We start from the raw sequence: 14,579 nt of genomic DNA, 5'->3' as shown, positions 1-14,579 counted from the left end.
GCCTGCCATAATAGTGCAACTTGATTCAACCACCCAATAAAATGGTGATTCAGCCTTATACGGTACGGTTTTGGCGCGCAAAGACGTAAGAGGCGATCGTCAGGATCAGGGTCGAGCCCAGCGCCCCGGTCAGAATGACCGTATGCTGATAATCCACCGGCATCATCCATGCCCCGATGAGCATGACAAGCCCCGTCAGCATGAAGACCGGCCCAGCCAGACGATGGGTGCGATCCCAGACGCGCTCGTTCGACAGGGTCCACGGCGTCCGTACACCGATGATGTAGTTGAAGCGCGTCTTGGGCAGGAAGTTGCCGAGCACGATAAACAGAACGCCCGGCAGCAGCGTCAGCCCTTGTACATTGGCGGTCATGCCGAGCGCCTTGCCGACGATGAACAGATGCGCCGCGGCCACCACGGCTAGCGTCAGCATCCACGCCACGCCATAGATGCGGGCGGAGCGCTCGACCTTGCCATTCTTCGGCTGAAAGTACGGCAGAAGCCACAACACCAGCGTCAGCATCACCGCCAGCATCGGCCCGGCCATGAGGGCTTCGTCGCGTGGCATGAAACCGTCTGTTACACCGCCGGGGCCGAAATGTGTCGCTATGAGCGCGTCCGGCAACCGGGTCCGCGCCCACAGGCTGATGCCGATCAGACCCGTAATCGTCAGCAGACTGAATATCTTCACCCCCGGCCAGCTGGCAAATCCCGCTTTCATATGGTTTCCCCTTTTGCATCCGCTGAATGCGCAGCAGACGGAACGGTCTGTCCGATCCTGAAGGCACTCATCAGGGCCATGATCGCCTCCTCCAGAACCGACACATTGAGCCGGTAGATGAGGCTGGTGCCCTGACGCGTCACATCGATCAGACCAGCGGCCTTGAGCGTCGACAAATGGCCGGACAGGGTCGGCTTGGATACAGCGACACGATCGGCAATATCACCCGCGCTCATTTCGCGGTCACGCAGCATTTCCAGAATCTGTCGCCGCGTGGGGTCGCTGAGGGCCTTATAGACTTCGGACATGGCCGGTCTCCGGGGGCGTACGTTTTGAAGGGTACGTAAATTTGTTATTTCGGCAAATACCAAATAATTGCTCCGCCGTCAAGCCCTGTGCATAAATCGCGCGACGGTGGGTTTTGTTAAGGGACGTCATCCTATAGACTGGGGCCATGTCCGCCATCGCCTATCCCATCGCTCACAACGCGCTCGAAATCGCCCTGAACTGGCCGGACAGCGGCCTCAGGACGGCGGCGCGCGAGCGGGAGGCCAGCGACCTCAGCGGCAAGCCCGTCACCTTCGTGCGCGAAACCCTTGAACCCGCCTTTCCCAGCGAAGCGGCGGCGCGGCAACACTACGATGCCCTGCTGAACGCACCCTTTGCGGCCCTGGTCTGCGGCTTCGAACGCACGGCCAAACCGCGCACCCGCACCGCGCCGGTCATGCGGGAGGGGCAGCGCTGGCCGACCCTGCCTGCCGGACCCGCGCCACAATGGAAGCTGTCCATCGGTTACTGGAAGATCGGATCGCTCCGGGCCCGGTTGAAGCCGCCGTCGATCACACCGCACCTTCAGGCCCGGGCCGTGCGCAAGAAGGCGCTCGACATCGAACTGACCCCCGAAGAGGTGCGGGCGCTGGCGCATGCGCCGTTAATGGCCTATCGCCCGCAAAAGGCCCTCGATATCGGTCTGTTCGAGTTCATTCCGCCCGACAATCCGGACATTATCATTCCGGACGAGTAACATGACTCTTACCAAAGAGGCGTTATGAGGCGGCGAGAAAGTTTAGCGGACGAGAAACGCAGCGCAGCGTACTTGAGTACGTGAGCAGCGTATCGCAGACCGATGAGCTTTCGCAGCCCCTCAGAACGCCTCGACTACTTCGGTGCGCGTTTGGCCAGAATGCGTTGTAACGTCCGGCGGTGCATGTTCAGTCGCCGCGCGGTCTCCGAGACATTGTGATTGCACAGGGCATAGACGCGCTGAATATGTTCCCAACGCACCCGATCCGCCGACATCGGGTTTTCCGGCGGCGCGGGCGTATGATCCTGTAATGCCAGAAGTGCCTTTACCACATCGTCGGCATCGGCAGGCTTCGACAGGTAGTCGATAGCCCCGGACTTCACCGCCGCCACGGCGGTGGCGATATTGCCGTAGCCAGTCAGCATGATGGCGCGCGCGTCAGGGCGTGCCTGATGCAGGGTCTCGATCGCCTTGAGGCCGTTGCCGTCTTCGAGCCGCATGTCCATCACACCAAAGGCCGGCGGATCGCTTTCGATCACCTTGAGCGCCGCCGCGACGCTGTCGACCGCGGTCACGCTGAAGCCGCGCGACTCCAGCGCCCGTGCCAGACGCTGACGGAACGGGGCGTCATCGTCGAGCAGGATCAGGCTGCGGTCGGCGAGGGCCGCCACATGGGCCTCGATCGCAGACGCCGTTAGCGGGGCAGGGTGTTCAGTTTCACTCATGGTCTTACTCCTTAACGCGACTTAGGGGCGCGATGTCGTCCCCCGTCACATCCGTGGTTGGCACGATATCGATCAGGTCGCGGCGCCAGAAGGCGCGGACAAACGCGCCGCCTGTCTCGGCATTGCCATAGGTCACGGCCGCACCCGTGTGTTCCAGCAGGGTCTTGGCGATGAAAAAGCCCAGACCCATGCCCCCGTGCGTCGAGGTCTCCGGCCGCGAATCGAAGCCGCGCGTCGAAATATAGGGATCGCCGATGCGCGACAGGATCTCCGTCGAAAAGCCGGGGCCGTCATCCTGAATACGCAGGCTGACGTGGCGCGGGCGGATATCGACCGAGATCCACACCGCCGTCCGGGCGAAATCGACGGCGTTTTCGACAAAGGCCGACAGGGCGTGCAGCCATTCCGGCCGCCGTTTGATACTGAGGCGGTCGCCCGCATCGCCGGTCGGATCGTCGTCCATGGTGACCGCGATATGGATAGCTTTGCCTTCGTGGCGAAAGGGCCGGGCGACCTCTTCCAGAAAGGCCTGCAACGGAATCTGGTCGTGGACCTGATCGCGCGTCTCCGGACGCTGGGCGAGGTTTTTCAGGATGTCGCGGCAGCGCTGGCTCTGGCTGACCAGAAGTTCGGCATCTTCGTACAGGGCCGTACCGGGGGTGACACCGCGCATCATTTCGCGCGCCACGACCTGAATCGTGCCGAGCGGCGTCCCCAGTTCGTGCGCCGCCGCCGCCGCCAGACCGCCCAGCGCCGACAAGCGGTGTTCCTTTTCCAGCACGGCCTGCGTGGCCGATAACGCCTGCGCCATGCGCCGGGATTCCAGCGCCGCATGCCAGGCATACCCTGCCGTAAAGACGATACCGATCAGGATGGCCGCCAGAAACCCCAGCCGGTAAAGCTGCGGCATGACAAAGACCTGCCCGTCGGCCCACGGCAGCGGCATCGACCAGACGACCAGGGCCGAGGTCGCCAGCAGGGCCACGGCGACGACGCCGAAACCATAGCGCGTCGGCAGATTGGCGGCGGCCACCGTCGCCGGGGCGATCAGCATCAGGCAGAACGGATTGTCGAGGCCGCCGGTCAGGCCCAGCAATACCGCCAGCTGCCCGCAGTCGAAGCTCAGTTGCAGCGCCGCATCCCAGTCGTCCAGCCGTTTGCGCCGGTCGTTGAGCAGCAGAAGCAGATTGAGCCAGACGCTGGCGGCGATCACGGCTACACAGGGCCACAGGGGGATTTCATAGCCGAAGCCCAGCGCCACCACGGCGACCATCAGGCCCTGCCCCAGTATGGCCAGCCACCTCAGGCCGACCAGGGTACGCAGGCGCAGGCTGTCGCCGTCGAGGTTCAGCGGCGACGGCGTAAATCCCGCCCAGTCGAACACGGGCCCACCCTCGCGCGGGGGTGCGGCAAATGATGACAGGAAGGTTTTAATCCGTTGGCGCACGGTGCGGGTTCGCCTATACAGAAGCACTCATAGTAAAGCCTGAGACGCGCTATAGGCGCTTCGGCGGCATTTCGCCATGCGACATGTGCGCACGGTAAGGGAATAGGTAGCCTAGATGAACAAGATGCGCCTGACAATCATCGCCCTGCTGGTCGTCGGACTGGGGGCCCTGGCCGCCATCTACTGGTCGTCGCTCCTGACCCGCCCTGTGACCACCTCGACCACCGACAGTTCGGTGCGCATCGGCGGGCCGTTCACCCTTACCGACCAGTATGGCCGGCCGCAAACCGAGGCGGTGCTGAACAAAAAATGGACCGCCGTCTTCTTCGGCTTTACCTATTGCCCCGATATCTGTCCCCTGACACTGCAAACCCTCGATCAGGCCAAAAAGAAACTGGGCAAGGACGGCGACAAGCTGCAGTTCGTCTTCATCACGGTCGATCCGGAACGCGATACCCCCGAGGCGCTGAAGGCCTATCTGAGCAGTGGCGGCTTCCCGCAGGGCGTCATCGGCCTGACCGGCACCCCGGACCAGATCGCCGCCGTCGCCAAGGCCTACCGCGCCACCTATGAAAAGGTCGGCGAGGGCAAGGACTATACGATGAACCACACCTCGGTCATCTATCTGATGAACCCCAAAGGCGAGTTCGTCAGTCCGCTGACCCACGGCCTGACGCCGGAACAGAGCGCCGACGTCATAAGGGGCGCGATGAAGAGCCAATAACGCACTTTTGTTTCGCACTTGCGAAATGAACGGCGATTTTGACTCGTAATATATTCGCAGGACTCTTATGTTAACGTAACCGCTTCGGTTATGTGATTGAGTGCGCCCATGCTGTATCTGCTCCACGAGATGGCCTATTATTCCGCCGCCCCCCTGCGCGGTGTCGCGCAGATGACACGCGATTTCTGGGGCAACAAGGCCAATCCCGCCGCCGAAACCCCGTTCGGCCGCAAGATGTATGCCTCGGCGGAACTGTTCAGCACGGTGACCCGCCGCTACGGCAAGCCCGACTGGCGCATCGACAGCGTCGCCATCAACGGCAAGGATGTGCGCGTTCAGACGATCGAGGACTGGTCGAGCCCGTGGGTCAAGCTGGTCCGCTTCCAGCGCGACACGACCGACCTGCGCCGCGCCGGCGTCAAGAAACCCGCCCCCGCCGTCCTGATCGTCGCGCCCCTTTCGGGTCACTATGCGACCCTGCTGCGCGGTACGGTGCAGGAATTCCTGCTCGACCACGACGTCTATGTCACCGACTGGGTCAATGCCCGTCAGGTGCCGGTCCTCGAAGGCCGCTTTGACTTCTACAGCTTCATCGACCATATCCGCGACATGCTCAAGGTGATCGGCGCGCGTGCCCACGTCGTCGCCGTCTGCCAACCCGGCCCGCCGACGCTGGCCGCCGCCTGCCTGATGGCCGAGGACAACGATCCGTGCCGCCCCGCCTCGATGACCTTCATGGGCTCGCCGATCGATGCCCGCTTCAACCCCACGATCACCAACGATCTGGCGCAGGAAAAGCCGTTCACCTGGTTCAAGTCGAACATGGTCCATAACGTGCCGCCGCCCTATCCCGGCGTCGGTCGCCGCGTCTATCCCGGCTTCGTACAGCTCTATTCGTTTATGAGCATGAACGAGGAGCGCCATAAGGACGCCCACTGGTCCTATTTCAACTCGCTGGTCGATGACGACGGCGACGGTATCGAAAAGCACCTCGAATTCTACGACGAATATCTGTCGGTGCTCGACCTGACCGAAGAGTTTTACCTGCAAACCATCGATCTGGTGTTCCAGAAATTCGCCCTGCCCAAGGGCGAACTGACCCACCACGGCCGCCCGGTAAGGCTGGACGCCGTCACCGATATCGCCCTGATGACCGTCGAAGGTGAAAAGGACGACATTTCCGGCGTCGGTCAGACCCAGGCGGCCCACGCCATGTGTCCGAACATCCCCGAAGACATGCGCGAACTCTATGTGCAGCCCGGCGCCGGTCACTATGGCGTCTTCAATGGCCGCCGCTTCCGCGAGAGCATCTACCCCAAGATCCGCGACTTCATCGCCCGCACGGAAGCCGCGCTTTAAGCGTGTTCGGAACCAAGTCGAAGACGAATTATGCCAACGGTCAGGTGCTCGACGCCGACGGATTCCGGCTGCGCCTCAGGGTCAATGCACGCGCCAGACGTATCTCGCTGCGGCTGGACAACAAGACCGGCGAAGCGGTCGTCACCGCGCCGCGTCCGCGCGATTTATCTCAGGCCGTCGAGTTCGCCCTGACGCGGCGCGACTGGATACTGGGTCATCTGGAAAAGCGTACCGTGGCCGGGATGTTTCAGCCCGGTATGGACATCCCCTATCTCGGCTCGCAACTGCGCCTCACCCATAGCGGCGACCGTGCCGCCGCCCGCCTGATCGGCGGCGTGCTGAGCGCCGGCGGCGAGGGCGAAGCCTATCACCGGCGCATCGAGCGTTTCCTGCGCAAGGCGGCAAAGGACTTTGCCGAAGCCCATACCGAACTCTATGCGCAGCAGCTGGGGGCAACCGGCGTGACGGTGTCGCTGTTCGATGCCAAGGGGCGCTGGGGGTCGTGTACGCCGGGGCGCAAGGCGATCCGCTATAGCTGGCGGCTGATCATGGCAGACGAGACGGTCTTTTCCTATGTCTGCGCGCACGAGGTCGCCCACCTCAAACACCCCGATCACAGCGACCGGTTCTGGGCCGAGGTCGAGCGGCTGTTCGGGGATTATCGCCCTGCCCGTCAGTGGCTGAAAACCCACGGCACAGCGCTGTTCGGGTATGGGGCGTAATCATACCTCCCCATCTTTGATGGGGAGGTATAAGGGGTGCTAGCCCTGCATATCCAGCGAATAGCCCGCCGAACGCACCGTGCGGATCGGGTCGAACTCGTTGTCGTTGTTGATCGCCTTGCGCAGGCGGCCGATATGGACGTCGACCGTGCGAGCCTCGACATAGACATCATTGCCCCATACCGCGTCGAGCAGCTGTTCGCGGCTGAACACGCGCTTGGGGTGCTGCATCAGGTAGTCGAGCAGCTTGTATTCCGTCGGCCCCAGATGCACGTCGCGACCCGACCGCTGCACGCGGTGCGACAGGCGGTCGATGACGATCTCGCCGAAGGTCACGCGGTCCTCGCTGAGGCCCGGACGGATGCGGCGCAGGACGGCGCGGATGCGCGCCACCAGCTCGACCATCGAAAACGGCTTGACCACATAGTCATCGGCCCCGGTATCGAGCCCACGGATACGGTCGGTCTCTTCCGAACGCGCCGTCAGCATGACGATGGGCAGGTTGCGCGTCTCGCTCTGGGCGCGCAGGCGGCGGGTGACCTCAATGCCCGACACCTTGGGCATCATCCAGTCGCAGACCAGAAGGTCCGGCAGACGCTCCTCGATCATCACCAGAGCTTCGTCGCCATCGGCGGCGATTCCTACCTCATAACCCTCTTTTTCGAGGTTGTATTGCAGAAGGGTGGACAGGGCGTCCTCGTCTTCGGCGACAATGATGTAGGGTTTCACGCTCATGGGAAAAAAGCCGCTCCGGCTGAGAATTTAGAAGGTTGAACTCTTAGGTCGATCTTCGACGTAATCCTCGCCGGTGATCTCGTAATGGATGTGTTCGGCCATGTTGGTCGCATGGTCGCCGATGCGTTCAAGGTTCTTGGCCATGAACAGGATGTGGGTGCAGGCCGAAATGGTACGCGGGTCGCCCATCATATAGGTCAGCAGTTCGCGGAACAGGGCGTTGTAATGCTCATCGACCTCGGTGTCCGACGACCAGACGGCCATGGCCATGTCGAGCTTGCCCGACTTATAGGCGTCAAGCACGTCGCGCAGACGCGACGAGACCAGCTTGCCCATACGTTCGATTGAGCGCGTCAGCGGCGACATCGGCTCGGCCTCGGCGATGACCATCGAGCGCTTGGCGATATTCTTGGCCAGATCGCCGGTACGCTCCAGCGAGGTGGCGATCTTCATGGCGGCAACCGTCTTGCGCAGATCGGCAGCCATAGGCTGACGCAGGGCGATCAGACGGATGCACTTGCGCTCGATGTCTTTTTCCAGCTCGTCGAGCTTCTGGTCGCGCACGACCACGCTTTGCGCCAGCGCCACGTCACGACGGGCGACGGCTTCGACGGCGTCGGCGACCTGAGCTTCGGCAAGCCCGCCCATCAGGACGACTTCGGCCGAAAGCTGGTCCAGTTCTTCACCGTAGGTTTTGACGATGTGCGTGTTCATGACAGGTGTCCTTGGCCTAAAGCCCATATGTGGATTTTGTGACAAGCTTATTACAGCTGAGCGCCCTACCCAAGGTTTTAGCGGCAAAACTGTCATTTTTCCCGCAAAGCGGGTTCATAATCAGGCTTTTAGCCGCCGTGGCTGCGGGAAATAGGCGCTGAAAGCCGTATAGGTGGTCAGATCGTCGGACACCGCCGCCACCTTATCCGGCAGGTCGTAGGCCAGCAGTTCCCGGTCCGTGGTCGAGGGCCGGGCAATGGATTCGACCACCAGACCGCCACGATGGCGGTTGATGATGTGTTTGACGATGGCCAGCCCCAGACCGGTCCCCAGCTTGTCGCCGGATTTCTGTCCTTCGACACGGTAGAAGCGCTCGGCCAGCCGCGGCAGATATTCACGCCGGATGCCCGGGCCATGGTCCTTGACGCGGATGACGGTATAGAAGTCGTCACGACGGTCCGGGCGCAGCAGAACCAGCTTGGCCGCGGCGGGATCGCGAGCGGCAATCGCTTGCTCCAGCGTCCGGTCGGTGAGGATTTCCAGTTCGATCTCCGAGCCGGGCGGCGCGTATTTCAGGGCATTGTCGCTGAGATTCTGGACGACCTGCAATATCTGGTCGCGGTCGGCAACCAGACTGATCGCGCCGGGCGCCGGGCCGGTAAAGGTCAGGGTGACGCCCTTTTCCTGCGCCAGAATGCTGAGGCTGTCCATCACGTCGCGCGCCGCCAGAGACAGGTCGGCCTCGCCCGACGGCGGCACGTGCTCGTTCATCTCGATGCGGCTGAGCGACAGAAGATCGTGGATCAGCCGACCCATGCGCTCGGCCTGCGCCGCCATGATATTGAGGAATTTGTCGCGCGCCTTGAGGTCGTCCTTGGCATGGCCGCGCAGGGTTTCGATAAAGCCGGTTAGCGAGGCCAGGGGCGTGCGCAACTCATGGCTGGCATTAGCGAGGAAGTCGGCGCGCATGCGCTCGATACGGCGGATGTCGGTCTCATCGCGCACCACCAGCAGGGCCAGCTTCCGCGCCCCCTCGGCTACGGGCAGCGGCGAGGTCCAGGCGCGCCAGAACTTGTCCTGCGCGCCGGAGGTTTCAAACACCGTATCGCGGCGGATATTACCGAACAGGGCCTCGTCGACCGCCTCCAGCACTTCGGGATTGCGCACGGAGGAGACCAGAAGCCCGTTTTCGCCGGTTATGTGAAACTCTTCGCGCGCGGCGGTATTGGCAAAGACCACCCAGCGACCGGCGATATCGTTGGGCTCGACCCCCGAAACGACCATGACAGGATCAGGAATGGCGCGCAGGACCTCCTGAAAGCTGGGCCCCTCGGGCTGAACCCGTACGGGTTCGGGGAGGGCCGGCGCCGGCGCGGTCACCTGCTGCGCCTTGCGGATGTCGCGGTTCATGGCAAAGGCGCAGACCCCCAACACCGTCAGCGCCACCCAGATCAACCAGGGGGCGTTCGGCGCGATAATCGCCAGCACGATGAGGATAATGATGCCGGTAGCGACACTTAACGGAAAATAGCCCCGGATTTTCTTGGGTCTGTTGGCCATGCCTGCTTCGATATAGTCTGAGTGAGGCAACCATAGAACGCTGGCGTGCGTTAATATCCTGTTATCCATACGCAAGGGCACCCTGTATTTTTAATACAGAGGCCTACGCAGATTTCACGACAGGGTTGTGACAGATCGATAAGAAACATATGTGGACAGACCGGTCTGTTTCAGACTTGTGTCAGTCCTTGTACCCCAGTTCGCGACTGATCTGGAGCGTAACGTCTTTTACGTATCCCTTGAGCGTTTCGATCCGGCCGTCATCCATATATTGGGCGGCGCTGGAGATCGATACGGCAGCTACGATACGGCCCGATATGTCGCGGATAGGTGCGGCAACGCAGCGGATGCGGTCCTCGTTCTCGTCGAGGTCCAGCGCATAGCCTTCCTGAGCATAGTGCTTCATGACCTCAAGCCATGTCTTCATATCGTAGCGATAGTTGGGATAGTCGCGGGTTTCGCGATTATAGACTTCGCGCAGCTTGTCTTCCTCGGCATCGATCAGCAAGGCCTTGCCGAGACCGGTGGGACGGATGGCCTGACGCTCACCGATGACGCAACGGACCTCGATGCGACGGGTGCCGGGAATCTTGTCGATATAATGAACCTGATGGCCGTCGAGAACGCCCAGATTGACCGTATCGCCCGTATCGGCGGCCAGACGCACCAGATAGTCGTGCGACACGCGGGTCAGGGTGATCTGCTGGGACGCGGCGTGCCCCAGCTCCAGCAGCATGGTCCCCAGCGCGTAGCCTTCCTTTTGCGAGAAGGACAGGTAGCCGTAATCGACCAGAGTCGTCGCCAGACGATGGACCGTCGACTTGTTCAGCGTCAAGTCCTTGGAAATCTTGGGCAGGGTATTGTTGCCGCCTGAAACCGATTTCAGAACGTCGAGACCACGCATCAGGGTCAGGGCGCCGGTGACGCCCTTTTCCTTTTCGCCAAAGTCCTCGACCTCCGCGTCCATGTCTTTCGGTTCAGCAAGTTTCAGCTTAGGCAAGGTACGCGGCTCCAACCAGGGTATATTTCAGGACATACCGATTTTATCCGGATGTCAAAATCATTCGTTTTATCGTGCTCGACTCGAATATAATGATAATACGCTAAAAAGCAAAATTAGCCTTTCACGGGCGCAACCTCGACCGCATAGACGTGGTTGGCACCATGCAGGTTAGAGACGTAAACGAGCCACTTGCCGTCCGGCGTAAAGCGCAGATTGGGCTCCAGCCGGTAGTCGTGGCCCGACATGTCCGCCAGACGCGTCGCCTTGAATTTTTCAATGGTGATCAGGCCGTCATCATAGCCCGACATATCGGCATCGACGATGGTTTCACCCTGCAACAGCGATATCCATTTGCCGTCCGGCGCGTGGGCCACCATGTCGGCGTCGCCGCCGTCGCTGGCGAAGGTCACGCCATCCGCAGCGATGTTGAAATGGACGCCCCAGTCGTTCTGCTCCATACGTTTCCACACGCGCTTGCCCGTGGCCAGTTCGAGGCCCGCGACCCAGAAGACCTGACCGCGCGGCGTTTGCAGGTCGTACCAGATCCACTTGCCGTCCTGGCTGAAGAATTCGTGGCCGAAAATCTCCATGTTCTGGGTGCGCGTATGGACGCTGGTCAGGCCCGTGCCGTCGGCGCGGATCAGCTTGATGCGATCGACACGGTGCCATGGTCCTTCCATGCAGAAGCGAATCAGGGTCGGGTCGGTCGGCGAAAACTGGGTATGGCCGATCCAGTCCTCTGTCTTGTAAATGACCTTGCGATCGCCACTCTTTATATCGAGCGTGAAAATCTCCGCCGGGACGCGCTGCGACCAGCGCTCCCACATGCGCACACCCTTGGCCTTGGCGAAGTTCAGCGGTTTGCCGTCCGGCCCCAGCGCCGCATATTCAGCCTGACCGAACTTCTCGACGCTGGCGGCGTCCTTGGGCTGGAGCGGTTTGGCACCATCGGCGACCTGCCCCAGCAACAGGGTATCGTCAGCATTTGACGAGGTTATGCGCCCGCCGTTGATGCGACCCAGCTTGCGGATTTTCTTCGTATCGACATGGATGGCATATATGGTCTTGGGCCGGTCCTCGGCCTCGCCTTCGCCGGCATCGGTGACCGCATAGACGGCTTCGCGCGTGGTGCGCATCATGAACAGAAGGTCGTTTTCCTTGCCCTTGAGCAGGGTCGACACGCTCCAGTCTTTGAGCCGCACGGCCTGCATGCCCGACGGGGCCTTGATGACCATGATATCGCCTTCGGGCGTATAGGCCTGACGGTAGAAGTAAAGCACGCCTGACCCGTCTTCGGTCGAAACGCGGATGACGCGATGGCCGGTCTTGGGATCGATCCATTCTTTTGGCGCGGGACCGGCGGGTTTAGCCGCGGGTTGCGGGGCGGGTTGCGCGCTGGCTTCGCTCTGCATCAGCAGGGGCAACAGCGACGAGGCCCCGATCAGACTTTTCAGCGCGGTGCGACGAGTGGTCATCGGGGAACTCCTACTTTTTCGCCGGATTGAAGTCGGGCTTTTGCTTGGCGACAAAGGCGTCCCAGTCGGTGCGCGACTTGAAGTCGAGCCCGCCGTCCCAGGCCGACCCCATATAGTAGACGAAGGGCTTACCGGGCGTGACGCGCAGCAGGATCAGATAGTTGTCGGCGTCTTCGGCAAAGCCCTCGACCATGGCCGGATCGGCGAGAATGCTGATCCCCAGGCTGCCGTGTTCGGGGTTGGACGGCTCCCAGAACGACAGACGGCCCGTTTTGGCGTCTTTCAGCAGCACGCCGCTACCGGCATCGGTCTTGCGCTTGGAAATGCCGACAGCGACAATCAACGGCTCCTTCGTATCGGACTGGATCGTCGAGGTCATGCGCGTGAAGTTTGAGCCGAGCGGCAGAGAGAAGGTCCGCGTCTCCCACACCTTGCGCGCGACATCGACCGGCCACGGACGATAATCGACCGTGAACAGAGCTTCGTCGCCGGTTTTCAGAATCTTGTAGGTCGAGAAGTTGCGCGAGGTCCACAGCTTGTTATCGAACCAGATGCCCAGACCACCCGCGCCGCGACCGCGACCGACATCGTAATAGTCGAGGCCTTCGCCGCGGTCGGTGTGGTAGTTCGGGAATTTCAGCTGACGATCCATGAACGGGTAGCGGACGCGCTTGGCCCAGACATCGATGCCGGAGCCCGACGGCGACTCGCGCGCTTCCAGCGCCGGACCGTAGATGCGGTGAGCGACCTTGTCGTTTTCCCACAGCAGGTCGTCAAGACGATCCGGCGCGAAGCGAGCGACGGCGCGCGGTGTTTGCTCGGCTTCCGTCGGCGGGGTCAGCTTTTCGATGGCGGCGGGGCGTTTCAGCGTCGCCGGATCGTAAGCCAGAGCCCGCGTCGAGCGCATCTCGTCCTCACGGCGCGCCTTTTCCTCTTCGCCGACCACGGTCACCGGTGGCGGCGGGGTCGGGGTGGTCGCCATGACCGTATCCGGGTGGTCGCGGCCCTGCAGCGCTTCGGGCAGGGACTGCACCGCGTCATTGAGATCGGCGACCTCAAGCCCGGCCAGCACATAGGCACCGGTGGCGTAGGGACCGGTTTCCTCAGCCCTGGTCGGCACCGGACGGTCACCGGTTTTCTGCGCCGCGCCCAGCATCCCGTTCGGCAGCACCTGCTTGTTAAGCGCCGCCCAACCGCGCGTCACATAGGGCAGGTAGGTCTTGCGGTCGAGCAGGCCATGATTGATGCCCCAGGCCAGCCCATAGACGAAAAAGGCCGAGCCGGAGGTTTCGGCTTCGGGGAAGGCTTTCGGGTCGTTGAGATCGGCGCGCCACAGGCCGTCGGGCTGCTGAAGCTCGATGATGCGGCTCGACATCTTGCGGAAGATATCGGTGTAGAAGTCACGGCCCTCGAAATCGGCGGGCATATATTCCAGCGTCCGCGCCAGACCGCCGATCACCCAGCCATTGCCGCGCGCCCAGTAGATCGGCTTGCCGCTATCGCCCATGCGGGTCTTGAAGCGTTCGTCGCGCAGGAACAGGCGGTCGCTTTCGACCCACAGGCGGCCCGCCGTGCGGCGCCACTCCTTGTCCATAGCCTTGATATATTTCGGGTCGCCGGTGATGGCCGACATGCGCGCCAGAATCGGCGGCGCCATGTACAGCGCATCGCACCACCACCAGACGAGGGTCTCGGTTTCCTGCGGACGATTGAGATGCGGTACCATGAAGTCGAGGCGCTGCTGCAACGGCATCAAGGTGCCCTGCTGACCGCGGCGGCTGTACAGTTCCTGATAGAGATCGCCGATCGCCACGTCGTCGGCATTGAGCATGGTCCGGTCGGAGCGCGCCCCGCGCAGGGAATAGTTATAGTGCTCGGCCACCGCGGTCAGGAAGCGCAGGGTATTGCGATTTTCCGACACGCGGGCCAGACGCGCCGCGCCGACATAGTAGGTCGCGGCAACCCAGTTCGAAGACGCTTCGGTAACGTTGCTGCCGGTCGCCATCTGAAGCGGACGGTTGGTCATGTCGGCAATCTGAGCCGAATTGACGTATTCGACGGCAGCCATCACGGCCTCACGCGACGGCAGGGTATTCGGATTGAAATCGAGTTTCGGACGCGGCAGAGCCGTCTGCCAGACGGTCTCTATACCGGCGACCTTGGGTGCGGCTGCCGTTTGCGCATAGGCTGGCAAGGGCATCGTCAGTGTACTGATCAGGGCCAGAGAAAGAATGGCGTTGCGGCTGATGGTCGTCAACAAGGCGGCGCGCTTAGACGTCATGAATCGATGTCCCTGATAAAAGCGCCGTCCGTCGCGAGGGGATGTCGCTCCGGACGGCAAAAAGTAGAGGGTCGGAAAAGTCCGGTCCT

At 62.0% G+C, this 14,579-nt stretch carries 14 protein-coding genes; 4 read left to right on the top strand and 10 right to left on the bottom strand.

The genetic code is table 11. The features are described 5' to 3' along the window. Nucleotides 1–55: 55 nt before the first annotated feature. Together PQU92_RS04930 and PQU92_RS04925 are read right to left on the bottom strand one after the other, a co-directional pair. A complete protein-coding gene (locus PQU92_RS04930; protein WP_272747094.1) occupies nt 56–721 on the bottom strand; it encodes an SdpI family protein in 666 nt (221 codons plus the stop codon). Next, the gene (locus PQU92_RS04925; RefSeq protein ID WP_272747093.1) at nt 718–1,029 is read right to left on the bottom strand and encodes an autorepressor SdpR family transcription factor; all 312 of its coding nucleotides are present in this window, start codon (nt 1,027–1,029) and stop codon (nt 718–720) included. The genes PQU92_RS04930 and PQU92_RS04925 overlap by 4 nt, the downstream gene beginning before the upstream one ends. A gap of 146 nt (nt 1,030–1,175) precedes the next feature. On the opposite strand from PQU92_RS04925, the gene PQU92_RS04920 reads away from it, so the two are divergent. Beyond that, nucleotides 1,176–1,745 (top strand): hypothetical protein, encoded by a 570-nt coding sequence (locus PQU92_RS04920; RefSeq protein ID WP_272747092.1) that lies wholly within the window; start codon nt 1,176–1,178, stop codon nt 1,743–1,745. Nucleotides 1,746–1,879: 134 nt separating this feature from the next. Here PQU92_RS04920 and PQU92_RS04915 read toward each other — a convergent pair whose 3' ends face one another. Next, the gene (locus PQU92_RS04915) at nt 1,880–2,470 is read right to left on the bottom strand and encodes an ActR/PrrA/RegA family redox response regulator transcription factor (RefSeq protein ID WP_272747091.1); all 591 of its coding nucleotides are present in this window, start codon (nt 2,468–2,470) and stop codon (nt 1,880–1,882) included. A 4-nt stretch (nt 2,471–2,474) separates the two neighbouring features. Beyond that, nucleotides 2,475–3,854, bottom strand: coding sequence for an ActS/PrrB/RegB family redox-sensitive histidine kinase (locus tag PQU92_RS04910; RefSeq protein ID WP_272747090.1), 1,380 nt, complete (start codon nt 3,852–3,854; stop codon nt 2,475–2,477). Between the two features lie 178 nt (nt 3,855–4,032). Between PQU92_RS04910 and PQU92_RS04905 the strand changes: the two genes are divergently transcribed. The 3 genes from PQU92_RS04905 (at nt 4,033) to PQU92_RS04895 (ending at nt 6,722) form a co-directional block, all read left to right on the top strand. After that, on the top strand, nt 4,033–4,641 hold the full coding sequence (locus tag PQU92_RS04905) for an SCO family protein (RefSeq protein ID WP_272747089.1): 609 nt from the start codon (nt 4,033–4,035) through the stop codon (nt 4,639–4,641). Nucleotides 4,642–4,749: 108 nt separating this feature from the next. Then, nucleotides 4,750–6,000 carry a polyhydroxyalkanoate depolymerase gene (locus PQU92_RS04900; RefSeq protein WP_272747088.1) on the top strand — a complete coding sequence of 417 codons (1,251 nt, stop codon included), beginning with the start codon at nt 4,750–4,752 and terminating at the stop codon, nt 5,998–6,000. Between the two features lie 2 nt (nt 6,001–6,002). Further along, entirely contained in the window at nt 6,003–6,722 is a 720-nt protein-coding gene (locus PQU92_RS04895) for a M48 family metallopeptidase (RefSeq protein ID WP_272747087.1), read from the top strand. Nucleotides 6,723–6,761: 39 nt separating this feature from the next. Here PQU92_RS04895 and phoB read toward each other — a convergent pair whose 3' ends face one another. From phoB to PQU92_RS04865, 6 genes are all read right to left on the bottom strand, one after another. Further along, nucleotides 6,762–7,451 carry a phosphate regulon transcriptional regulator PhoB gene (gene phoB, locus PQU92_RS04890; protein ID WP_272747342.1) on the bottom strand — a complete coding sequence of 230 codons (690 nt, stop codon included), beginning with the start codon at nt 7,449–7,451 and terminating at the stop codon, nt 6,762–6,764. 33 nt (nt 7,452–7,484) lie between these two features. Beyond that, nucleotides 7,485–8,171, bottom strand: coding sequence for a phosphate signaling complex protein PhoU (gene phoU / locus PQU92_RS04885; RefSeq protein WP_023460596.1), 687 nt, complete (start codon nt 8,169–8,171; stop codon nt 7,485–7,487). A gap of 120 nt (nt 8,172–8,291) precedes the next feature. Beyond that, nucleotides 8,292–9,731, bottom strand: a complete 1,440-nt coding sequence (locus PQU92_RS04880) for an ATP-binding protein (protein ID WP_272747086.1) — start codon at nt 9,729–9,731, stop codon at nt 8,292–8,294. Nucleotides 9,732–9,912: 181 nt separating this feature from the next. Then, nucleotides 9,913–10,731 carry an IclR family transcriptional regulator gene (locus tag PQU92_RS04875; RefSeq protein ID WP_368407094.1) on the bottom strand — a complete coding sequence of 273 codons (819 nt, stop codon included), beginning with the start codon at nt 10,729–10,731 and terminating at the stop codon, nt 9,913–9,915. Between the two features lie 116 nt (nt 10,732–10,847). Further along, a complete protein-coding gene (locus PQU92_RS04870) occupies nt 10,848–12,209 on the bottom strand; it encodes an oligogalacturonate lyase family protein (RefSeq protein ID WP_272747085.1) in 1,362 nt (453 codons plus the stop codon). A gap of 10 nt (nt 12,210–12,219) precedes the next feature. Beyond that, nucleotides 12,220–14,490 (bottom strand): glycoside hydrolase family 88 protein, encoded by a 2,271-nt coding sequence (locus tag PQU92_RS04865; protein WP_272747084.1) that lies wholly within the window; start codon nt 14,488–14,490, stop codon nt 12,220–12,222. Between the last annotated feature and the right edge of the window lie 89 nt (nt 14,491–14,579).

The sequence above is a fragment of the Asticcacaulis aquaticus genome (assembly GCF_028550415.1).
In the GTDB taxonomy this organism is placed as follows: domain Bacteria; phylum Pseudomonadota; class Alphaproteobacteria; order Caulobacterales; family Caulobacteraceae; genus Asticcacaulis; species Asticcacaulis aquaticus.
This window is presented reverse-complemented; position numbering and strand designations above follow the sequence as displayed.